The organism is Rhizobium vallis (assembly GCF_003985155.1).
Classification (GTDB): Bacteria; Pseudomonadota; Alphaproteobacteria; order Rhizobiales; family Rhizobiaceae; genus Rhizobium; species Rhizobium vallis.
Window position 1 is genome coordinate 921317 of sequence record NZ_ML133687.1, and the last position, 20995, is coordinate 942311.

The 20995-nt window shown below is 60.9% G+C and carries 20 protein-coding genes; 5 read left to right on the forward strand and 15 right to left on the reverse strand.

From position 1 onward, the window contains the following. Positions 1 to 3: 3 nt before the first annotated feature. From EFQ99_RS09670 to EFQ99_RS09690, 5 genes are all read right to left on the reverse strand, one after another. Positions 4 to 948, reverse strand: coding sequence for a SurA N-terminal domain-containing protein (locus EFQ99_RS09670; protein WP_126920798.1), 945 nt, complete (start codon positions 946 to 948; stop codon positions 4 to 6). Positions 949 to 1125: 177 nt separating this feature from the next. Beyond that, positions 1126 to 3453 (reverse strand): LPS-assembly protein LptD, encoded by a 2328-nt coding sequence (locus EFQ99_RS09675; protein ID WP_126920799.1) that lies wholly within the window; start codon positions 3451 to 3453, stop codon positions 1126 to 1128. Further along, entirely contained in the window at positions 3453 to 4541 is a 1089-nt protein-coding gene (gene lptG, locus EFQ99_RS09680) for an LPS export ABC transporter permease LptG (protein ID WP_126920800.1), read from the reverse strand. The genes EFQ99_RS09675 and lptG overlap by 1 nt, the downstream gene beginning before the upstream one ends. Further along, positions 4541 to 5719 carry an LPS export ABC transporter permease LptF gene (lptF, locus tag EFQ99_RS09685; RefSeq protein WP_126920801.1) on the reverse strand — a complete coding sequence of 393 codons (1179 nt, stop codon included), beginning with the start codon at positions 5717 to 5719 and terminating at the stop codon, positions 4541 to 4543. Before lptF ends, lptG begins: the two co-directional genes overlap by 1 nt. A 99-nt stretch (positions 5720 to 5818) precedes the next feature. Beyond that, positions 5819 to 6592, reverse strand: a complete 774-nt coding sequence (locus EFQ99_RS09690) for a phosphatase PAP2 family protein (protein WP_126920802.1) — start codon at positions 6590 to 6592, stop codon at positions 5819 to 5821. Between the two features lie 144 nt (positions 6593 to 6736). Between EFQ99_RS09690 and EFQ99_RS09695 the strand changes: the two genes are divergently transcribed. Further along, on the forward strand, positions 6737 to 8227 hold the full coding sequence (locus tag EFQ99_RS09695) for a leucyl aminopeptidase (protein WP_126920803.1): 1491 nt from the start codon (positions 6737 to 6739) through the stop codon (positions 8225 to 8227). Next, positions 8227 to 8676 carry a DNA polymerase III subunit chi gene (locus EFQ99_RS09700; RefSeq protein WP_126920804.1) on the forward strand — a complete coding sequence of 150 codons (450 nt, stop codon included), beginning with the start codon at positions 8227 to 8229 and terminating at the stop codon, positions 8674 to 8676. The genes EFQ99_RS09695 and EFQ99_RS09700 overlap by 1 nt, the downstream gene beginning before the upstream one ends. Before the next feature lie 9 nt (positions 8677 to 8685). Here the strand turns inward: EFQ99_RS09700 and EFQ99_RS09705 are convergent, their stop codons facing one another. The 7 genes from EFQ99_RS09705 to EFQ99_RS09735 all read right to left on the reverse strand — a co-directional run bounded on the left by EFQ99_RS09705 (position 8686) and on the right by EFQ99_RS09735 (position 17089). Further along, the gene (locus EFQ99_RS09705) at positions 8686 to 9237 is read right to left on the reverse strand and encodes a GrpB family protein (protein WP_126920805.1); all 552 of its coding nucleotides are present in this window, start codon (positions 9235 to 9237) and stop codon (positions 8686 to 8688) included. Positions 9238 to 9311: 74 nt separating this feature from the next. Beyond that, positions 9312 to 10238: a Gfo/Idh/MocA family protein gene (locus EFQ99_RS09710; RefSeq protein ID WP_126920806.1), complete on the reverse strand. Its 927-nt coding sequence runs from the start codon at positions 10236 to 10238 to the stop codon at positions 9312 to 9314. A gap of 120 nt (positions 10239 to 10358) precedes the next feature. Beyond that, positions 10359 to 12401, reverse strand: coding sequence for a prolyl oligopeptidase family serine peptidase (locus EFQ99_RS09715; RefSeq protein ID WP_126920807.1), 2043 nt, complete (start codon positions 12399 to 12401; stop codon positions 10359 to 10361). A 69-nt stretch (positions 12402 to 12470) separates the two neighbouring features. Then, positions 12471 to 13319 carry a polysaccharide deacetylase family protein gene (locus EFQ99_RS09720; RefSeq protein ID WP_126920808.1) on the reverse strand — a complete coding sequence of 283 codons (849 nt, stop codon included), beginning with the start codon at positions 13317 to 13319 and terminating at the stop codon, positions 12471 to 12473. 129 nt (positions 13320 to 13448) lie between these two features. After that, positions 13449 to 15332: an ABC-F family ATP-binding cassette domain-containing protein gene (locus EFQ99_RS09725; protein WP_126920809.1), complete on the reverse strand. Its 1884-nt coding sequence runs from the start codon at positions 15330 to 15332 to the stop codon at positions 13449 to 13451. A 54-nt stretch (positions 15333 to 15386) separates the two neighbouring features. Continuing rightward, on the reverse strand, positions 15387 to 16436 hold the full coding sequence (locus tag EFQ99_RS09730) for a GGDEF domain-containing protein (protein WP_126920810.1): 1050 nt from the start codon (positions 16434 to 16436) through the stop codon (positions 15387 to 15389). A 143-nt stretch (positions 16437 to 16579) separates the two neighbouring features. Further along, the gene (locus EFQ99_RS09735; protein WP_126920811.1) at positions 16580 to 17089 is read right to left on the reverse strand and encodes a DinB family protein; all 510 of its coding nucleotides are present in this window, start codon (positions 17087 to 17089) and stop codon (positions 16580 to 16582) included. Positions 17090 to 17226: 137 nt separating this feature from the next. On the opposite strand from EFQ99_RS09735, the gene EFQ99_RS09740 reads away from it, so the two are divergent. Together EFQ99_RS09740 and ndk are read left to right on the forward strand one after the other, a co-directional pair. Next, positions 17227 to 17916, forward strand: a complete 690-nt coding sequence (locus EFQ99_RS09740) for a glutathione S-transferase family protein (RefSeq protein ID WP_126920812.1) — start codon at positions 17227 to 17229, stop codon at positions 17914 to 17916. An 81-nt stretch (positions 17917 to 17997) separates the two neighbouring features. Then, positions 17998 to 18420: a nucleoside-diphosphate kinase gene (ndk, locus tag EFQ99_RS09745; RefSeq protein ID WP_003574140.1), complete on the forward strand. Its 423-nt coding sequence runs from the start codon at positions 17998 to 18000 to the stop codon at positions 18418 to 18420. 88 nt (positions 18421 to 18508) lie between these two features. Here the strand turns inward: ndk and EFQ99_RS09750 are convergent, their stop codons facing one another. Together EFQ99_RS09750 and EFQ99_RS09755 are read right to left on the reverse strand one after the other, a co-directional pair. Continuing rightward, the gene (locus EFQ99_RS09750) at positions 18509 to 19012 is read right to left on the reverse strand and encodes a hypothetical protein (RefSeq protein ID WP_126920813.1); all 504 of its coding nucleotides are present in this window, start codon (positions 19010 to 19012) and stop codon (positions 18509 to 18511) included. Then, the gene (locus EFQ99_RS09755; RefSeq protein ID WP_126920814.1) at positions 19009 to 19554 is read right to left on the reverse strand and encodes a CGNR zinc finger domain-containing protein; all 546 of its coding nucleotides are present in this window, start codon (positions 19552 to 19554) and stop codon (positions 19009 to 19011) included. The genes EFQ99_RS09750 and EFQ99_RS09755 overlap by 4 nt, the downstream gene beginning before the upstream one ends. A gap of 65 nt (positions 19555 to 19619) precedes the next feature. Here EFQ99_RS09755 and EFQ99_RS09760 point away from each other — a divergent pair, with 65 nt between their 5' ends. Further along, positions 19620 to 20516: a branched-chain amino acid ABC transporter permease gene (locus EFQ99_RS09760; RefSeq protein ID WP_126920815.1), complete on the forward strand. Its 897-nt coding sequence runs from the start codon at positions 19620 to 19622 to the stop codon at positions 20514 to 20516. Here the strand turns inward: EFQ99_RS09760 and EFQ99_RS09765 are convergent, their stop codons facing one another. Then, positions 20517 to 20978 (reverse strand): molybdenum cofactor biosynthesis protein MoaE, encoded by a 462-nt coding sequence (locus EFQ99_RS09765; protein WP_126920816.1) that lies wholly within the window; start codon positions 20976 to 20978, stop codon positions 20517 to 20519. It abuts the gene before it with no gap. Positions 20979 to 20995 lie beyond the last annotated feature (17 nt).

Sequence of the window (20995 nt, forward strand, 5' to 3'; positions counted from 1 at the left end):
CGGTCAGCGGTAGGCGATCTGCGCCTTCTTGCGCAGTTCATCCAGGTATTTCTTGGCGTTTTCGTTTTCCGGCTTTGCTTCCTTGTCGCCCTTGGACTTGTCGAGATCCTCTTGGCGGAAGACCATCTCCGCGGCCTGATCGTCGGAAACCTGGCGCTGACTGCAGATTGCCAGATATTCGACACCCTTGTCGGTGACGCGGGTACCTGTCGTGTTGCCCTTGGCCTGCTCGACCAGTGGCTTCCAATCCTGCGGGATCTCAGGGGCGAGCATGCGGCCGAGATCGCGCACGGAAACATCGCGCATCGTCGCGGCAAAAACCTTCGCCTGGTCGCAGCCTGGGAATTTCGAACGCGACGCCTCGGCCTCGCTCTTGCGCTTGCCGGTGATGGCGGCGCGCTTGGCTTCAGGAACGACGAAAATGATCTGCTGCAGCATATATTCCGTCGTCACCGGCTTTTCTTTGTTGTTCTGCATCATGCGTGAGACCAGATCGTAGTTCGACATATGCGACGCCGAACCGTAGCGCGCGTTGACGAGACGCGGCCAGCTCATCTGCACGGCGATGAAAGCTTTGAAATGATCGACGCCGACGCCGGCGCGATCGAGGATCTGCGACATTTGCTCGACGGAAAGTTTATTGCCGCTCGAAAAGCGCGCGAAAGACGCATCGACGTCCTGCTGCGAAACCGACATACGGACCCGAGCGATTTCCTGCCGCTTGAGCGTCTCGTCGATCAACTGCTCCTCCGCAGTCTTGGCGTCGGCCTTCGTATGCTGCAGGCGCAAGAAGGCCTGGCGCTTGGCGACATCGCCGCTGGTGATGGCGGTGCCGTTCACCACGGCTTTGACTTCGCTTACCGCAAACGCCGGACCGGCAAAGCCTGCAAGCAGGCTCAGCACTGCTCCGGCGATGAAGGTTCTTACGGCTTTCTTCGCGTCAATCATCTGTTGACCTCCCGATGGCGCCGCGAGACGGGTTCGCGGCGTTCTTACCACAGTGCGAGACACGCGGAATTCGCTTCCATCATGGCGCGAAACCCCTATGCCTCAGATATCGACTGGCAGCAATGTCCTGCACAGGCATACGGCGAAAGAATGACCTGAGACATCTTTCGCCGTCCGCTATTCGAGGCTGTCGGAGCCGATCTTGATGTCGCCGAGCGTGCGGAATGTCAGCCGCGCGCCGATCGTCCAGTCGCTTGCCGACTCGTTGCTGGGGTCCCTGGTGTCGGTATAGGCGATCGTAAAGATCGTGCATTCGTCATCATAGGAGAGGCCGATCGTCCGGCGGCTGATGACATCATTGTTCAAATCCCAGGCGATGCCGCCAAAGATAGACCAGTAATCCTTGAACTTGACGCTGCTGTTGGTCTGGATCTCGTCGTTGTCTTTGTCGAAGCCATATGCCGGCTGGGCGCTGACGTGAGTGTAGGTCAGTTGCGTGGCAAAGGTGTCGTTGCTGTAGGCCGTGGTCAGGTCGCCGCGACGGAAATCGAAATCCTTTTCGTCGAGGCGGTAGGAGTACGTCGTTGAAACGCCGAAAGGTGTCTCGATGCCACCGAGGCCGACATAGTCGGAGCGCGCGGTTTCGAGGCCCGAATCCGCACCGACATTGACGAGGTCGTCGGTCGCGAACGAGTTCTGGCCGGCGATCTGATACGACTGGCCGAAGATGCCGTGCAGCTTGTAGCCGCTGTCGAACGTGCCCGTATACTGGATGCCGATATTGGCGCGCGTGCCGCCTTCGACACGGTCGTAGCCCGAGAATTTGTCGCGGTCGAACAGCGAGGTGGCGTCGAAGACGAAGCTCTGCGCATCCTCGTTCGGGAGCCTGCCGGCAAGCTGCTCGTCCGGACGGGCGTAGATCTGCGCGATCGGCTCGAGAATATGGGTGCTGTTATCCGTTGTCATCAGGATCGGATAACGCATCTCCAGCCCGGCCGTGAACATCGAGCGGGTTGCGGAATTGTTGTCGTCGTAGCCGCCGGTGTATCCGGTAGGGTTGTCCATGTTCAGCGCGAAGGCATCGCCGCGCGCGGCCAGAAGCGGCGTGATGACAAGGCCAGTCGGTGTGACGTAGGTGCGCTTCCACTGCAGTTCGGCCGTCAGGCGCGACGTCTGCCCCCTTAGGCCGCGGAAACGGTCGAAGCCGTCAACGGTATAGAAGTCGTCGTGGGTGCGCGAAATGTTCGTAAGGTTGACGTCCGCCGAAACTTCGCCGCCGGCAAGTGGCTGCGGCGCCACATAGTGATAGTCGAGCGAGGGATAGACGATCGCCTGCTGCTTTTCGGCCGTGTTCTTTCGGTCGGCATCCTGGATGTCGAAATAGAACGCCCGCATGTCGAAATAATTGCGCTTCCCGAGGCCTGTCAGGTAGATCTGGTTGGTGCGATCCGTGGCACTCAGGCCGCGGAGTTTGTAGGTTTTCGAGAAATTATTGTCGCTCTGCATCATGACGTCCCAGCCGAACGTCCAGCGCGGATTGATGCGGAATTCGGCCTTCGAAGCCACCATGCCGCGCTGCCCGGCTTCGGCATCGCTGGTGCCGGAGGTGAAATTATCGGGCTTGGCCTGGTCTATGCCGGCGACGCGCAGGATATGCGTGCCGTTTTCGAAGCGTTGACGGAATTCACCTTCTACGAGAAAGCCCTGCGCGGTGTAGCCGGTGGCGGTGACCGTCGCATCCATGCTCGGCGAGATCACGTAATAATATGGAACGGAAAGACCGAAGCCGAGATTCTGCGACAGGCTCATCGTCGGGAAGAGAAAGCCTGACTTGCGTTTCACCGTGTTATCGGGAACCTCGATGAACGGCAAGAAAGCAATCGGATGGCCGAGCAGCTCGAAGCGAGCCCGTTCCAGACGAATCGTGTGAGTCACGCCGTTCTGAATCACCCGCTTGGCCTTGACTTGCCAGAAGGGCGCCCGCTTCGGATCCTCAGCGCAGGGAAGGCAGGCCGTGTAGACGCCCTTGTTGAGGATCATCATCGTGCCGCCGACGCGCTCGCCGCTTTCGGCTGCGATACGCGTATTGTCGGATGTCTCGATGCGCAACGCGTTCAAAAACCCGTCGGCGAAGTTGTCAGTCACGTCTAGGTTGTCGGCATAGATCCGGTTGCCGTCGGGGCTGACCAGCTCGATATTGCCGATGGCCATCATCCGGCCCGTCTTCTGGTTGTACTCGACCTTCTGCGCGACCATCTTGTAGCCGCCATAGTTGATCTGCACGCCGCCGACCGCCGACACCAGCTGGGAGTCACGATTATAGAGGAGTTCGTTGGCGGAAAGCATAAGCTTGGCGCCTTCGGGAATCTTCTTTTCGATGTTTTGTTCAGGGGCAGTGGCCTGGCCGTAGGAAGCCGGGACGCTGCCGAAATAGGAACATAGAGTCGCGCCGACAAGCAGGGCAACCAACTGTTTACTAAAATACTTGCGGTCGCCTGCCGCCACTAGCCGTCCTCCTGATGAAGCAGAATAGTCGCGCCCAACGCCAACGCGACGACCACCGGTATCCACGTCGCCACGAAGGGAGGCACGACTCCACTGCTTCCGAATGCTTTTACAAGCACGGTGATGACATAAAGCATGAAGCCCGAGAGGATTCCACCCAGAATCACGGAGCGGGATTGGTTGAACCGGCTAAATTTTAGGGACACTGTTGCAGCAATGAGAGTCATGGCCACCAGCAGCAACGGCTGGGACAACAGGGAGTTGAATTGCGTCTCCAGTGCCTTGGTTGAGATACCGAAGGATTTGGCTGCCGCAATGCGGTTGGAAAGATCAAAGAAACCAATTGTTTCCGGCGCCGTCAGCCGCTCCTGGACGAAATCCTGTTTCAGATTGGTGCGAAGTTGAACCGAAGCTTTACGCACGGGGATTTCGCCAGGCTTGCGCTCGACGACGTTGTTAAGTTGCCAGTAACCATCTTCCAATTTTGCAGTGGAAGCGTCCTGTCTCAGAATGACTTGGCCGCCTGAATCGAAATGGATCAGCACGGCGTCGACCAGCTTGGTTCCGTTCTCCTGGACCATCTGGGCGCCGATGATGACATCGTCCCGGCCGCTGATCTGGCGCAGCCACGGAATCTGAGGCGCCTTGCGCAGGACGGCATTTTCGCCGCGCCAGTCGGATTCGACGAGCAGCGCCTGGCGCTGTCCCCAGGCGGCAAGCGGATTGAGCGCCGTCATGGTGAGCACGCCGAGCGCCAGCGAGCCGGCGATGAAGGGGAACATGAACTGCCAGACCGAAACGCCGGCTGCGCGTGTGACGACAAGTTCGTATTTGCGATTGAGCCCGATCAGCACCGTTATGCCGACGAAGAGCGCGACGAAGGGTATTGTCTGCTGCAGGATGAGCGGCAGGCGCACGGCAGTCATCAGGACGCCGCCGCCGATCGTGTAGCCGGGCAGGCCGGACATGCGGCCGGCCGTCTCGCTGAAATCGAGGAGGAAGGCAATCGCCGAGACGCCAATCAGGAACCAGCCTGTCGTCACCAGGTAGCGGCGAAAGAAATAACGCGACAATGTCCCGAACATCATTAGGCAGTGCCCCCGTCAGTCCCGCTGGTGGCGGAAAGCAGTCTTTCCTGAGTGCGTCTCCAGAAAGATGACATCCGATCCCTGAGGAACGAAGGCATGACCAGACGTTTGTGCAGGCCGAGGAAGACGATTGAGACGACGCTGCTTACGATCGGAATTGCGTAAAGCACGGCTATATATTCGGGGTCTGTATCGATCTGATTGGCCGCGTAGAAGGCCGCCCAGCGCAGAGCGAACGCATAGGCGAGCGCGCTGACCATCGGGTGCAGCCGCGCCTCCCGGTGCGAGCGCGCGTCACCGGCGATCGCCAGCGAGAACAGCGCAAAGACGACAGGCAGGATCCAGTCCGTCAGCCGGCGATGCAGTTCTGCACGGTAGCTCTGCGGCCGGATCGTATAGTCCTTGTCGTTCGGATCGGGATTGAACAGGAACCACAGGTCGCGGTCGCTGGCTTTCAGCGTCGCCTGACCACGATTCTCCGTCATGTCCGAGAGGTCGAAGGAATAGGAATCGAAATTGATGACCGAGACATTGCCGTCAGGCGTTTTGCGGTGCACCTCGCCATCATGCATGATCAAGGTCGTGCCTGTGTCGTCGACCGCACCTTCCTTCGCATAATAGATCAGCTCATAGTTCGGATCGCGCTCGTCGGCGACGAACAGCCCCTTCAGCATGCGCCCGGCCATCCGCTGCGAGATCTGCACATAGAGGCCTTCATCAAGCTTGCGGAAGTTCTTCTCTTCGATCACCGAAGAAAGGAGGTCGGCATAGGTTTCGGCGATCATCTGCCGCACGACGGTCTTCGCGCGCGGCTCGACGACATTGTCGACGAAGAAGGAAAAAACGCTGATGGCGGCGGCAAGCAGCAGGATCGGACGGACCAGAATGCTGCGTCGTGCCCCAGCCGCGTCGATGACGGTCAGCTCGGAATCGTTGTTCATCGTCGTCAGCGTCTGGGTGATCGCGATAACGAGGGCAAAGGGCAGAACGACGGGAATGATCGACGGCAGGATCATCGTCGCGAGCTGGGCGAACGTGCCGATCGACTGGCCGCTGTCGGTGACGAGGTTGATACGCTGCAGAACCTGCGTCGTCCATATGATCGCCAGCACGGGCAGGAGCGCCACGAGAAACATCTGGCCGACGCGCCGCAATATGTATGTCTCGAGTAGTTTCATGCCGGCCCTTGAAAGCACCTGCACGCCCAAACGGCTTGCAGGAAAATCCCTCTACGCTCTTTGTCGCGCTTTTGCGACAAGCTGGTGTCAAAAATTCATTCAAATTTCAGAATTTTTTTGGCTCTGTTGCGACTCAGTTAACGCCAGCAGCGCGGCGAAGATGACAAGTGAGGAAAGCCACCCGAGTACGACGTCGGAAAGATAGTGCGCGCCGAAGGATAGCCGCATTGCCGGCGTGAGGATCGAGATGGCGGCCACGGGCGGAAACAGCGCATAGCGCAGCGATTTCGGAATGAAGAGTAGAAGGCAGAAGAGCCAGCCCGCGCTCGCTGCCTCGCCGGAGACGAAAGAGCAGTTCGAAACGCATTTGCCGGCAAGCGATCCTGCCTCGGCGAAATGCAGCGCGCCGCCGAAAATATCCGTCTGCACCGGCCGCGGCCGGCCCCAATGTTCCTTCAGGATGACATTGACCAGCAGCACCGGCCCGATCAGCAGCGTTCCCAAGGCGACCTTGAGCTTGCGGGCGCGCTCGGCGTTGAAGGTCGCGCCGTGCTGCTGGTAGCATTCGATGAGTTTCCACGCCATCCAGATCGCCACGATATAGGGAAGACGAAAGAAGGCGGTGCGCAACAGGTCGAAGATATCAGAGTCGCGATAGGGAAAGCCGCCGCAGATGCTGCCGGCGGCGGAGGTCGCATCGCAATTGGCGGCCACGAAAAAAAGCTGGGAAAAATAGATATCTATTCCGGGGAAAGCTCGGAACACAGCAAGCAAGGCCCACCATGTCCAGAACAGCCACATGAATGCACCGAAAGTCGTTTTCGGCAGGTGGATTGCCGGACCCCGCCATCGATTTTTCGAAAAAATTGTCAACGCGAATATCTACGAAACTGACGAAAACATGAGGGCCTTGATGGCCGCCGGCGACCATAACAATTGTCGCAAGCCATTGACAGACCCGCCAAACGCGAAATTATCCGCGGGGGACGGATTTCAAAGAATCCCAGCGGAGAAGACATGTCAGCAAAGTTCGAAATTTCATTCGCAAAGTCGGCAAAGCTCAATGGCGGCCTGGCGATTCTGTTGAAGACGGCCGATGCAGAGAGTGCGGCGGGCGTCGAAGTGGTCGACCCGGCAGGCGTGGTTGCGAAAGCTGCGAAGATCGCCCGATTCTCCGCGAAATCCATGGCCGCGCTCGATATCGTCGCCCCGGAAGGCTCGCCCGTCGAGCGCATCGTCGCCGTCGGGCTCGGCAAGGCGGCCGAACTCACCCCCCATGACTGGCTGAAGGCCGGCGGTGTTGCGGCATCGAAGATCAAGAACACCGACAAGGCTGCCGTCTTTATCGAGGTGCCGGGGCTGGAGGTGAGCGCGCGGGCGGCGGCCGATTTTGCGCTCGGCATGCTGCTGCGCGCCTACAGCTTCGACACCTACAAGACGAAGAAGAACGACGAGGAAGACAAGCCGGCAAAATCCGTCAAGGTGACGGTCGTTACCGCCGATCCTGGCGCCGCCAAGAAGGCGTTTTCCGAGTCCGAAGCGATCGCCGGCGGCGTCAATCTTGCCCGTGATCTCGTCAACGAACCGCCGAACGTGCTCGGCCCCGTCGAGTTCGCCGCCAAGGCGAAGGACTTGGAAAAGCTCGGAATCGAAGTGGAAATCCTGACCGAGCGGGAGATGCGTCGTCTCGGCATGGGCGCCCTTCTCGGCGTCGCCCAAGGCTCCGTGCGCCCGCCGCGGCTGGCGGTCATGCAGTGGAAGGGCGGCAAGGGCAAGGATCGCCCCATCGCCTTCATCGGCAAGGGCGTTGTCTTCGATACCGGCGGCATTTCGATCAAGCCGGCGGCCGGCATGGAAGACATGAAGGGCGATATGGGCGGTGCTGCAGCCGTCATCGGTCTCATGCATCTGCTCGCCTCCCGCAAGGCTGCCGTGAACGCCATCGGGATCATCGGCCTTGTTGAAAACATGCCCGACGGTAACGCCCAGCGCCCGGGTGATATCGTCACGTCGATGTCCGGCCAGACGATCGAGGTGATCAATACCGATGCCGAGGGCCGCCTCGTGCTCTGCGACGCCCTCTGGTACTGCAACGACCGCTTCAAGCCGCAATTCATGGTCAATCTCGCCACGCTGACCGGCGCGATCGTCGTGGCGCTCGGCAATGTGCATGCCGGCCTGTTCTCCAACGACGATCAGCTCTCTGCTCAACTGACGGCGGCCGGTCTCGCGACCAACGAAAAGCTCTGGCGCATGCCGCTCGGCAAGGACTACGACAAGCTGATTGACAGCAAGTTCGCCGACATGAAGAACACCGGCGGCCGGCAGGCCGGCTCGATCACGGCGGCGCATTTCCTCAAGCGTTTCGTGCAAGACACGCCCTGGGCGCATCTCGATATCGCCGGCACGGCAATGGGCTCGCCACAGGACGAGATCAACCAGTCCTGGGGTTCCGGTTTCGGCGTGCGCTTGCTCGACGAGCTCGTTCGCGCACACTATGAATCCTGATGACCGAGGTTCTCTTCTATCATCTGACCGAAACCAGGCTGGAGGACGCGCTGCCGCCGCTCATCGACAAAAGCGCCGAGCGCGGCTGGCGCGTCGCCGTTCAGACGCGGGAGCCGGCGCGGCGTGATGCGCTCGATACGCATCTTTGGACGTTCCGTGAGGAAAGTTTTCTGCCGCACGGCACCGATGAAGGTGATTTCGCCGAAAGCCAGCCGGTGCTTTTGACGGTGACGCCGGATAATGGCAACGCAGCGACCGTGCGTTTCATCGTCGATGGCGCCGAACCGCCGCCGGCCGGCGCCTATGAGCGAATCGTCTTCATGTTCGACGGTCACGACCAGGAGCAACTGGAAGCAGCCCGTGCGCATTGGAAGAGGCTGAAAGGCGAGGGGCACAACCTCACCTACTGGCAGCAGACACCGGAAGGGCGATGGGAAAAGAAGGCCTGACATCGATTGTCAGGCCAATCCGGCCTCGGCCAGAACCTTGTCGATGAAATCCTTTTTTGCGCCGGTATAGGCCGCGCGGCTCTCGGCAAATTTCTGCGCAAGGTCGATCTTCAGTTCTTCATAGGCGAAGGCGAGGGCGGGATCGTTTTGCAGCCTGTCACGGAAGAAAATGTTCCGCCTCCAGTTGAAGCCCTGATACTCGACCACATGGGCGAGATGCGTGCGCGTCTCGCCCGTGATGCCACGGCCGAAGAGGTGGTCGTCCGGCACGATATCCGCGCCGGCATAATCATAGCCGATCTTTTCCATCGGGACGATACAGGCAAGCCCATCCTCGAGCCGCGGGACGCCCACGAGGATGTCGATGATCGGCTTTGCCTTGATGCCTGGAATGGCGGTGCTGCCGAAATGCTGGATATCGAGCGCCAGAGGGCCAAGCGCGTTGCGGACCCTGGTCTCCTCCAGCAGATACGCCTCGCGCCATTTCGCATTGGGGTCAGAAAGCCTGACCGTCAGATGCCGGACGCCCAATCCAAACGCTTCATCCTGCTCCTGATGCATGGAGGCGGCCTTCAAGTGTTAGACCACTACTTTAGCATTTAGCCGGAGCCATGGCATCTGCCGGCGGAGGCCAATCAGTCGTGGAACGCTTCGACGAATTTCCGCTTGCCGAGCATGAAGGCGTCGGCGACGTGGCGCAGCGGCGCGAGATCGACATCGGATGTGCCGGCCTTGATGATCTCGGCAAAGCGCCGGTAAAGCGAGGGATATTCCTGCTCCGGCTCGGCGAATGTCAGCGTGCCGTTGATGGAAAGCTTGGCGCCGCCTTCGGAGAGAACCATCTGGCCGGCCGCCGTTTCCGCAACGATATCCCAGCTCTGCTTGCCGGTCTGGCGCCAGTCGAATTCGGCATGCACAGGCAGGCCGCCGGCATCGCGGAAGTGAATGTCGGCAGCGATTGGCGCATCGCGATTCTCAGGAAATTCGAGCACGGCCTCGGTGATGAAGGCCGGCCGCGGCAGGATGTGGGTGACGATCGACAGCGCATTGATGCCGGGATCGAAAACGCCGAGGCCGCCGGCCTGCCAGATCCATTCCTGGTTCGGATGCCAGTGGCGGACATCTTCCTTCCAGATCACATGCACGCTGTTGATCGTCGTTGCGGCAAGAAAGGCCTTGGCGGCTTCGACAGCCGGCGCATAGCGCGAATGCCAGCTGGCAAAAAGCGATGCACCCTGCTTTGCCGCAAGCGCCTCGAGATCGGCAACTTCGCTGAGCGTCGCGCCGGGCGGCTTTTCGAGGAAGACGTGCTTGCCGGCAACGAGCGCCTTATAGGCCGCCTCGTAGCGATATTGCGGCGGCATGCAAAGCGAAACGGCATCGATCGACGGCTCGGCGTCGAGCATGGCATCGATGGTCGTATAGCTCTTGACGCCTTCGACCGTGCCGTGGCGGCTTGCCGTAGCGACAAGCTCGAAATCCGGGTTCTTGGCGATGGAGGGAAGGTGCTGGTCGCGGACGATCTTGCCGACGCCGACGATGGCGAGGTTGATAGGGGACATGGTGTTTCGCTCGAGCCTGTTTAAAAAGTATGATTTATTGGGCCTGTTTGTAGCAGAAAGAGGCGCGCGGACAAGCTCTCCTCCTCCAATTCTATTTCATCCTACCGCATGATGGTCGCTCTACCTCATGATAGTTTGGCGAAGGAAGCTGTAACCCATCGCCGCGCGGGCGGCGCGTTCTTCGGAATTTCCGTCGCCGCCATGTCCGCCCGAGCCGAATTCATGGAAAAGCGGCCGATGTCCTGCCTCTTCCAGGCGGGCGGCAAAGCGGCGCGCATGCGATGGATGCACGCGGTCGTCATTGGCGGAGCTTTCGATATAGACCGGCGGGTAGGTAACGTCGGTCGATGGCCTGACATTGTGAAGCGGCGAATAGCCGAGCATGAAGTCCCGGTCCTCTGGCATATCAGGGTCACCGTATTCGTCCATCCAGGCTTGCCCGGCGCTGAACAGGTGGAATCGGATCATGTCGAGCACTGGGACCTGGCACCAGATGGCGCCGAAATCCTGCGGATAACGCGTCAGCATCACACCTGTCAGCAGGCCGCCATTGCTGCCACCCTGGCACGCGATTCGTGATGGCACGGTGTAGCCGCGAGCGACGAGATCGCGGGCGATGGCGACGAAATCGGCAAACGCCCTGTCTCGTCCTTGCCGCTTGGCGCTGCGATACCAGTCGGGTCCGAATTCGCCGCCGCCGCGGATATAGGCCTGCACATAGGCGCCGCCTTGCTCCAGCCAGCGTCCTATGACGCCGGAATAGTTCGGTGACAGAGAGACATCGAAGCCGCCGTAGCCGTAAAGCAGCACCGGCAGCGCTCCCTTGGTCCATTGTTTCGGCAGGACAAGCCGGTAGGGAACCTTCGTTCCGTCTTCGGAAACAGCCTCCAGCAGTTCGGACGACATTCCGCTCGCATCGAAATAGCTCGGTGCCGCCGCGACGAAAATCGGCTCAGCCTCTCTGCTGCGATCCGATAGCTCGAGGCGATAGCAGGCTGGTGGCTGCAGGAATCCCTGGCCGACGACGTAAAGCGTATCGTCGCCAAGATGCAGATCGGCATGCAGTGGCCTGAAATGAACCGTCTGCATGTCGGCCGGCAGCGCGATCTCCCGCTGTTCGGCATCGGGCTTCGTCAGATCCAGCACCAGGAGGCGCGGACGCAGCCGATCGGAGATGATGAAGACGCACCATTCGCGCAACAGCAGCATCTGCGACACGGACTGGCCTTCGGCAGGCCGAAGCAGGATCCGCTCCGGCCCGAGCAGCGACGTCTCGGAGGTGGGATCGAAGCGTTGCAGCACGAGACTGCCGGCTGGAACGCGCTCGTCGGTCTTCGCCCGCCAAAGGCAATGGTCATGATTGAACTGAAAATCGATCTCCTCGGGAAGGTCGATGCGCTGCCGAGTGCCGTCATCTGCGATGAGGAACGCGCTCGCAACACCGATCTCATGGGCGGCGCCGAAAATGCTGATCAAGCCGCTGGCCGTCGAAGCACCGAACAGGGCTGGATCGATGACGAGGTTGAAGCCGTAGACGTCCTCGTCCGCAGCCTCGAAGATAATGTCGGCATCTTCCGGCCGCTGCCCGCGCTTCAGTCGCCGCCCGACGCGTGGCCATCCCGAACGGGTCGCCGAGAAACGATCGATGGAGCCGAAATAGCAGATCTCGTCTCGGCTCAGCCAATTGGCGTGCGATCGTACGGCGGGCAGATCGAAGCCGCCCTCTACGATCTGCTTGCTCTCGGCATCGAATTCGAGTTGGCGGACAAGATCCGAGCCACCGTCCGAAAGGCTGAGCAGCACCCGTGTCGGCTCCCAGGCGCAAGTGACGACGCCGCGCCAGCTCCAGCGCTTGCCTTCGCTTGCGCAGAACGCGTCGAGATCGAACACCGGCTCCCAATCGGCATCCGGCAAGGGGTCCTGCTCGGCCGGCAGGCGGAACCAGACGCCGAGCGGGTTGTCCTTGCTCTGCCGGAAATCGAACAGCCAGCCGCCCCGGCGCGCCGGGACGATCAACCTGTCCTGCCGCTCGATCAGTGCCTTGATCGCATCGCGATCCCCAGCGAATTCGGGTGTTCTGAGCGCCGCGTCGGAGCGTGCGTTGTGTTCTTCGATGAACTGACGGGTGCTGGGATGGTCATCCGTTTCGAGGTGAAGGTTCATCAATGACCTGTCGGTTTCCGTTGACGTAGGACTGATCTAGGAAGCTGATGCCTCCTTGGCAACCTTCCCCTAGCGGGTCGCCACGAAATCTGCGGAGGCGACGAGATTGCTCGGCGCCTGCGTCTTCCTGAATTTCAGCGTCACGACCTTGTAGCCTTCGCCTTCGAGCTTCGAAAGCAGGGTCGGCAGCATCGTCGCAGTGCGTTTGTGGATGTCGTGCATCAGGATGATGCCATGGCCGCGCTTCTGCAGCAGGTTCAAGGTCCGCTGCGTCACGGAAGCTGGCGTCGTGGTGAAATAATCCTTGCTGTCGATGTCGACATCCATGACCACCATGTCGCGCATGGCGATTGCGGCACGCAGCCTGTGGCTCTCGGCGAGATAGGGGAACCGGAAGAAGGCGACATCCGTTCCAGTCGCCTTGGTCACCGCCATTTCGCCCTTCGTCACTTCAGCCATCGCCGCGTCGAAACTCAGTGCATTCAGATTGGCGTGCCGGTAGGTGTGGCTGCCGATCGTGTTGCCGTCCATCGCTACCTTGCGGGCGAGCGCCGGATGCATCTCTGCCATCTGGCCGACCATCATGAAGGCGCCCTTGACGCCGAACTGGTCGAGGATCGCCAGCACCTTGTCCGTCCGGCCGGGGATCGGACCGTCGTCGAAGCTCAGGATCACTTCCTTGTCATTTAGCTTGAGATCGGCGAGCGAGGAGATCTCGAGCGTCCGCCCGGCCAGGTGATGCGGGCCGGCAAGGAGCGGCGCTGATGCATCGCCATCGTCCTTGGTGACAGACTTCCGCCCCTCAGGCGCAATCACCGAGGAGGTCTTGATTGATGTATCGGGGGCCTGCCTTGTGGTGCTGCAGGCGGTGAGGGCGGCTGTCACGGCGATGCAGGACAGAATGAGAAAACGGTGCATTGAAAGGGCTCAACAAATCAGCAATGAATGTTGAGATAACCTTTCGAATTATGGTTAACGATCGGTTGATAGCGGTGGGAATTGTGCCGAGGCGCGGCACTTCGCCACGGCTTTCGCTTAGGCCTGTGACTATCCTGCCATCGCCTCTTCGTATTCGGCCGATAGCATCAGCCAATCTTCCTCGGCGGTGGCGAGTTTTGCCGCGGCCTCGCCGCGCTGCTTTGCCTTTTCGGCGGCTTTCGCGGGCGTCTTCTCGTAGAGAGCAGGGTCCGCAAGTTCCTTATCAAGCGCCTGAATCTGTTTCTCGAGCTTCGCCGTCAAGGATTCGATTTCTTTGATCTTTTTCTTGAGTGGCGTCAGCGAGGCGCGGCGCTCGGCATTGAGCTTGCGCTGGTCGGCCTTCGAGGTCGCATCTTCAGCCAGCTGCGGCTTTTCTTCTTTTTTTTTGCCCGAAGTGACGATGAGGTCGCGATACTCGTCCATATCGCCTTCGAAGGTGGTGACGGTGCCGCCGTTGACGAGCCAAAGCCGGTCGACCGTCGCCTCGATCAGGTGGCGGTCGTGTGAGATGAGGATGACGGCGCCTTCATAGTCGTTCAGCGCCTCGATCAGCGCGCGGCGGCTGTCGATGTCGAGGTGGTTGGTCGGCTCGTCGAGGATCAGCAGGTTCGGCGCATTGAAGGCGGCAAGTCCCATCAGCAGTCGGGCTTTCTCGCCACCGGAAAGATCCTTGGCGGCCGTCGCCATTTTCTCGGTCGCAAGCCCCATCTGCGCGACGCGGGCGCGAACCTTCGCCTCCGGCGCGCCGGGCATCAGCCGGCGCACATGCTCCACCGGCGATTGCTCGGGAATGAGGTCGTCCAGCTGGTGCTGCGCGAAGAAGCCAATCTTCAGGCTCGGCGCCAGCTTCACTTCGCCGCTTTCCGGCGCCAGCCGGCCGGAAATGAATTTGGCGAAGGTCGATTTGCCGTTGCCGTTCGAGCCGAGCAGGGCGATCCGGTCGTCGTTGTCGATGCGCAGGTTGAGGCTCTTCAGGATCGGCTTGCCGGGCTCATAGCCGACAGCGCCGCCCTGGATCGCGACGATCGGCGAGGCCGGCTGCTTCTCCGGCTCGGGGAAGGTGATCGGCTGCACGTGATCCTCGATCACCGCGGCGACCGTTCCCATGCGCTCGAGCGCCTTGACGCGGGACTGCGCCTGCCGGGCCTTGGAAGCCTTGGCCTTGAAGCGGTCGATGAAGCTCTGCAGATGCTTGCGCGCCGCCTCGTTCTTCGCCTTGGCCTTGGTCTGCAATTCGTCGGCTTCCGCCTTCTGCCGCTCGAACTGATCGTAATTGCCGCGGTAGAAAGTGAGCTTCTTCTGGTCGAGATGCACGATGGAGTTGACCGCGTTGTTCAACAGGTCGCGGTCGTGGCTGATGATGATGACCGTGTGCGGATAGCGGCGGATATAGTCCTCCAACCACATCGTGCCTTCGAGGTCGAGATAATTGGTCGGCTCGTCGAGCAGAAGCAGGTCCGGCTCGGCGAAAAGCACGGCGGCAAGCGCCACGCGCATCCGCCAGCCGCCGGAGAAGGACGAGGCAGGGCGGGCTTGCGCCGCCTGGTCGAAGCCGAGGCCGGCAAGAATGCTGGCCGCGCGCGCTTCGGCCGAATGCGCATCGATATCGACGAGCCGCATCTGGATTTCGGCGATGCGGTGCGGGTCGGTCGCCGTTTCCGCTTCGGTAATCAGGGCCGTGCGTTCCCTATCCGCGGCAAGCACGATCTCGATCAGCGCGTCCTCGGTCGCCGGTGCTTCCTGCGCCACCTGACCGATGCGAGCGGCCTTGGGGATCGACACCGACCCAGTCTCCGAGCCGAGATCGCCGGTGATGACGCGAAAAAGCGTAGACTTGCCGGCGCCGTTGCGCCCGACGAGCCCAGCCTTCGTGCCCGAGGGCAGCGACACACTGGCGTTGTCAAGGAGCAGGCGTCCGGCGATGCGGGCGGAAATGTCGGTAATCGTGATCATGGTCGGCGTTTTGGCCGAAAGCGCCCCTCAAGGCAAGAGCAGGCTTGCACGCCTTCAGTGGCCGAAAGCCTGTACCGGCTGGCGCCGGTTCGACTGCGCGGCGAAAAGCGCCACGCGTGCGTTGGCTTGCAACTGTCCCGGCGTTGCCGCATCGGCGCTCAGCGCTACGCCGACCGAGATGGTGAGACTGCCAGGATTGACCTTGTCTGATGTCGCGAAGATGAGATTGTCCTCGACCGATGCGCGCAGGCGCTCGGCGATCGCCATTGCATCCTGCATGCCGACATTGGAAAACAGGAAGGCGAATTCATCGGCTTCCGCGCGGGCGACGAAGTCGTTCTTCTTGATCGATTTGCGAAAGAGGCCTGCGAGCTTCTTCAGAAGCTTGTTGCCGGCCTGGGTGCCGTATCTGTCGGTGAGCTCGGCGAAGTTGTCGATGCCGACCATGATCAGCGCGTTGCCGGCCGCACCTTCCTCGCGCTCGTAGAGGTCCGATATCACCCGGTTCAGCGCGATGCGGTTCGCAAGGCCGGTGATCTTGTCGGCCGTCGTGGCCGATTGCATCGCCGAAATCCCGCGTTCCAGCACTTCCAGCGCCTTTATGTCTTCCTCAAGCCTGGCGCCGATGTCCATTTCAGCCGACAGCACCGCTGTCAGCGAGGCGGAGAGATAGTCCACCTCGCCGATGAAGGCTGCAAGGCTCTGGTCGTCGTGGCCGGAGACGGATTTCAGGATCGTGCTGCAGGCGCGCGCAAAAGCGTTCTTGTGCCTGAGACCTTCGGCAAGCCGCTCGGCAACGTCGCGCAGCATTCGGCTCGCCTCGCTCCGTGATATCTCGCCCGCCAGTCCACAATGGCCGACGAGGCGGTATTTCAGTCCGAGTTCGTCGAGCATCGCCTGTTGTGGCTGAGATCCGAGTGCTGCGATATCCTGCGCAAGCCCCGCATTGAGCCCGACGATCGCCTCATGGAAGAGCTCGTAATTGCGCGGCAGCGCGGCAACGTTGAGGCGCGCCATGTGCTGGGCGATCCTTAGAATGTCGGCCATCGGCGCCGAGCGCGCGGCCTCGCGCGGCACCAGTGCGTTTGCGCTTGCATTCTGCATGACGATCCCTCGTGGTCCGGCCTCTTTCTCATCTTCCGCTATGCGCGCAAGCTTTTAAAAGAGGCTGAATTTGTGAAGGTTGGCGCCGAATTGATGACGGGAACCGATAAAGGCAGTTAATTCAGTCTTGATGGAAGCGATCCTCACATCCACTCGCGGCCCTCGGTGCGCAGAAAGTAGATGAGATCCAGCTGGAGGCTCGGCTTGCCGAGTGCTGTCAGCGTCATGTGGCATTGGCCGCGATGATGGGTCTGGTGGTTGAAGAGATGCGCGAGCGCGGGCGAGAGGGGCTGAGTGATCTCGACCGGCTGTGTTACCGGCGAATAACTGAAGTTGGCTGCCAGGGTTGCCTCATCAAGCTGGCTCGTCCACGCAATGATACGCTCGTCCTCGGCTCTGCGCGCCGCGGCAAGCACATCCAGATCCTCGTAGAGAACGGCATCAAGTGTCGCCGGCGCTTCGCCGGTGCCGGTGAAGCGTTTCATCCAGATGCGGTCGGCGACGAGTAGATGATTGAGCGTGCGATGCAGCGAGCCGAAGAAGGCGCCATGGTCGCTGCGGAATTCCGCGTCGCTGAGTTCGGCCGCGGCCGCATAAACCTGGGCGTTGGCCCAGCGGTTATAGGCGGCGAACATCCTGTAATGTCTGAGCATCCGGTCCCCCTGGTCGTCGTGGCAGTCTAGCTCGATTTCCCCGCAAATCGCAGTGATGTGCCGATGAAATTTCCTGATTTGATCACCGACACATTCTGTCGTCGAATAGATGAAGCTTCGATCCCGAAAGGACTGTCATGACCAGAGCCCTCTATTCCCTGTGCGGCGCGGACGAGCGGCGCTTCTTTTCACCGCATTGCTGGAAGGCCGTGATGGCGCTGGCGCATAAGGGTCTCGATTTCGAGGAGATTCCGACGACCTACGCCCGCATTAAAGCGATCGGCGGCGGCGCCTCGCCGACCGTACCGGTGCTCGATGACAATGGCCGGCTGATCTCTGACAGTTTCGCCATCGCCCTCTATCTCGAAGAGGCCTATCCCGAGCGGCCGTCGCTGTTTGGCGGCGAAGGCGGCAAGGCGCTGTCGCGCATGGTGGAAGGCTATTCGCAGATGATCATTCATCCAGCGATCATGCGGATCGCCCTTCTCGACATCCATGCAATCCTTGATGAGGGGGACAAGACTTACTTTCGCGAAAGCCGCGAGACCCGCCTCGGCAAGCCGCTGGAAGTTTTCGCTGCCGACGGCGAAGCGGAGAAGGCCGCCTTCGGCGCCAAGCTGGAGCCGCTCCGGCATATGCTGAAGTTCCAACCCTTCATCGGCGGGCAGACACCGCTCTTTGCCGACTATATCGTCTTCGGCGCGCTGCAATGGCTACGCGTATCCGCCGGCCTCGCCATGCTTGCGGCCGACGATCCCGTCATGGCCTGGTTCGAACGCTGCCTCGATCTTCACCAAAGCCGCGGCAGGACTGTGACAGCGGCGTGAAATTGCCGCCGGCCTCTTGTTTTCGGGCGTTGGGGCGGGTAAAGACCGCCCACTTTTCCCGAGAAAACAGAGGATTTGACTATGGCGATTGAACGCACCTTCTCGATGATCAAGCCTGATGCAACCAAGCGCAACCTGACGGGCGCCATCACCAAGATGCTCGAAGATGCCGGCCTGCGCGTCGTCGCCTCGAAGCGCGTCTGGATGAGCCGCCGCGAAGCCGAAGGCTTCTACGCCGTACACAAGGATCGTCCCTTCTTCGGCGAACTCGTCGAAGGCATGACCTCCGGCCCGACCGTCGTCCAGGTCCTGGAAGGCGAAGGCGCGATCCTCAAGAACCGCGAGATCATGGGCGCGACCAACCCGGCAAACGCTGACGAAGGCACGATCCGCAAGGTTCACGCCCTTTCGATCGGCGAAAATTCCGTTCACGGCTCGGACGCTCCTGAAACGGCTGCCCAGGAAATCAAGTACTGGTTCTCCGATACAGAAGTTGTCGGCTGAGGCCACGCTTCGGCATTCGCTTGCAATGCCTTGAATTGACTCTTGAAAGCCGGGGCTTCACCCCGGCTTTTCTATTGCGCGCCTTTTTCTATGCCGGGCATTTATCGGTGTTCGAAAAATCGACGCTACCGTCAGGCTTGAAGACCTCCGGGTTCTTGTCATAAAACGCGCCAACGACGAGCGGCTTGCTCGGCAAGACGGTCTGGTCGAGGTCGGAGCGAAACTGCGTCTTCAGCTCCTGAAGCACCTTGCCATCCCTATCCACCAGCCGGACATTCACCGAATAGGGACGGTCTTTGCGCACGCAGTGCAGATTTTCGCTCTGCAGGGCGATCTTGTCGTCGATCGGGTAGATCTTCTGGTTCAGCACCAGCGGATCGCCACCCTGCGGGTTTTCGAATTCGGCGATGATGACGGACCCATCGGGGATGGGGCCGGTCTTCTTCAGCGTCAGCAGATAGGTCGCGCTCGCCACACGATAGTTGAAAACGAAGAGATGGCCAGTAACCTCGACCAGGTTTTCGGCCTGGCGCTGGCAGGCGGTAAGCAGAAGGCCCATTGCTGCCGTCGCTGCGATCAGATATTTCCTCATGGCGTCTCCTCCTTCTTGCGGCGATAATGGCGGTTCGCCTTGGCGCGGTTGCCGCAGACCGCCATGTCGCACCAGGCGCGGCTCCTGTTCTTGCTGCGATCGATGAACAGCCAGCCGCAATTGCCGCAGATCTTCATGCGCTCCGGGTCGGGCATGGCAATCAGCCGAAGCACCGAATGGGCCGTCGCCTCGGCCAGGCCGCCGGAGCTTGCGTCACGGAACGTCTTTGCCAGCGCCTCCAGCAGGCCGGCCAGCAATTGGTCATCGCCGCCATCAAGTATACGCTTGCGGAAATAGAGGTCGATCGCTTCCCGCAACGCGATGAAATCCGTCTCGTTTTCCGCCGTCACCGGCGTGATGTCGCCGAAGAGGGCGCGTTCGGCGCAGAATTCGGCAGCGGCGCTGGGAAAGCTGCGCATCTGGTCCCTGACCGCGAAGCGGTCGATCCGCCGCGTTGCATCGTGGCGAAGCACGACGCTGTTGGCGACATCGAGCGCCAATGCGCCACCGGCAAAGCGGTGAGGGGTCCAGGAAAAATTCATGCCGAAATTATAACTGGCGAAATAGGTTTTACCAGTTATAATTTTAGTGACGCGGAGTGTCTGGAATGGCTTATCTTCTGCAGCAGTTGGCGAATGCGGTCCCGCTCGCTGCTCTCTACGCCGCGCTCGCCTTCGGTTATGCCGTCGCCTTCGGCGTGACGAAGCGGGCCGACATCACCTATGGGGCGATCTTCGCCTTCGCCGGCCAGATCCTGCTGCTCTTCACCGAGCTCGCCTATGTCAGGTTCTGGTTGGTGCTGCCGGCAGCTCTTGCCATCGGCGCCTGCGCCTCGATCGTCTATTCGCTGGGGGCGGGCATCTGGATCGGCCGCGCGATCATGATGCCGCTGGTCAAGAAGTCGCCGAACACGGTCATCGTCGCCGCCCTCGGCATGATGATCGTGCTGATGGAGACCGCTCGGCTAGCCGCCGACACAAGGGCGATCTGGCTGCCGCCGTTCCTGAACGACGTGGTCGTCTTCTGGAGCGACGGCCCGTTCAAGGTGACGCTCACTTATATCCAGTTGATCGATACGGTGCTGATGTGCGCCATCGTCGCGATCGGCACGCTAATCCTCCGCCGCACCGCGTGGGGCCGCTTCTGGCGCGCCGTCACCGACGATCCGCTCGCCGCCGAGCTCTGCGGCACCAGCGCCAACCGCGTCTTTCTCGTCGCTTATGCGGCAGCCAGCCTCGTCGCTACGATCTGCGGGATCCTGGCGACGTTCTATTACGGCTCGATGGATTTCGGCGCCGGCCTGATGTTCGGGCTGAAGGTGCTGCTGATCGCGGCTGTCGGGGGCTACTCCGACCCGCTGCGTTCGGCGGGCGGGGCTGCCGGGCTTGCCGTGGCCGAGACCCTATGGGGCGCTTACGGCCCCTTCGTCTGGCGCGATCTGGTCATCTTCTCGCTGCTGGTGCTGCTGCTGGTGATGAGCCGTCGGGAGCGCGTGGTTCTCTGATTATTTCCACTTGTCGCGCGCCGCATCGTCGGCGTCCTTCGCCGCGACCCAGTCGCCGGCCTCGCCATCCGCACTGTGCTCCTTCTTCCAGAAGGGCGCTGCTGTTTTCAGGAAGTCCATGACGAAATTGGCGCCGTCGAACGCCGCCTGCCGATGCGGCGCGGCCGCGACGACCAGCACGATATTCTCGCCGGGGGCGACCTTGCCATAGCGATGAATGGCGGTCAGCCCGAGAAGTCCGAAACGCGCGATGGCGAGTTCGCTAATCCGGGTCATCTCGGCTTCGGCCATGCCGGGATAATGCTCGAGTTCGAGGGCCGCCAGCGCCCCGCCGTCATCGCGGCAGAGGCCGGAAAAGGTGACAACCGCGCCGATGCCGGGTTTGCCCTTGGAAAGCAGATCGACCTCGGTCTGCAGATCGAAGTCTTCGCGCTGGACGCGGATGGTTGGGGTGACGGTCACTTCACAGACCTCCGTCG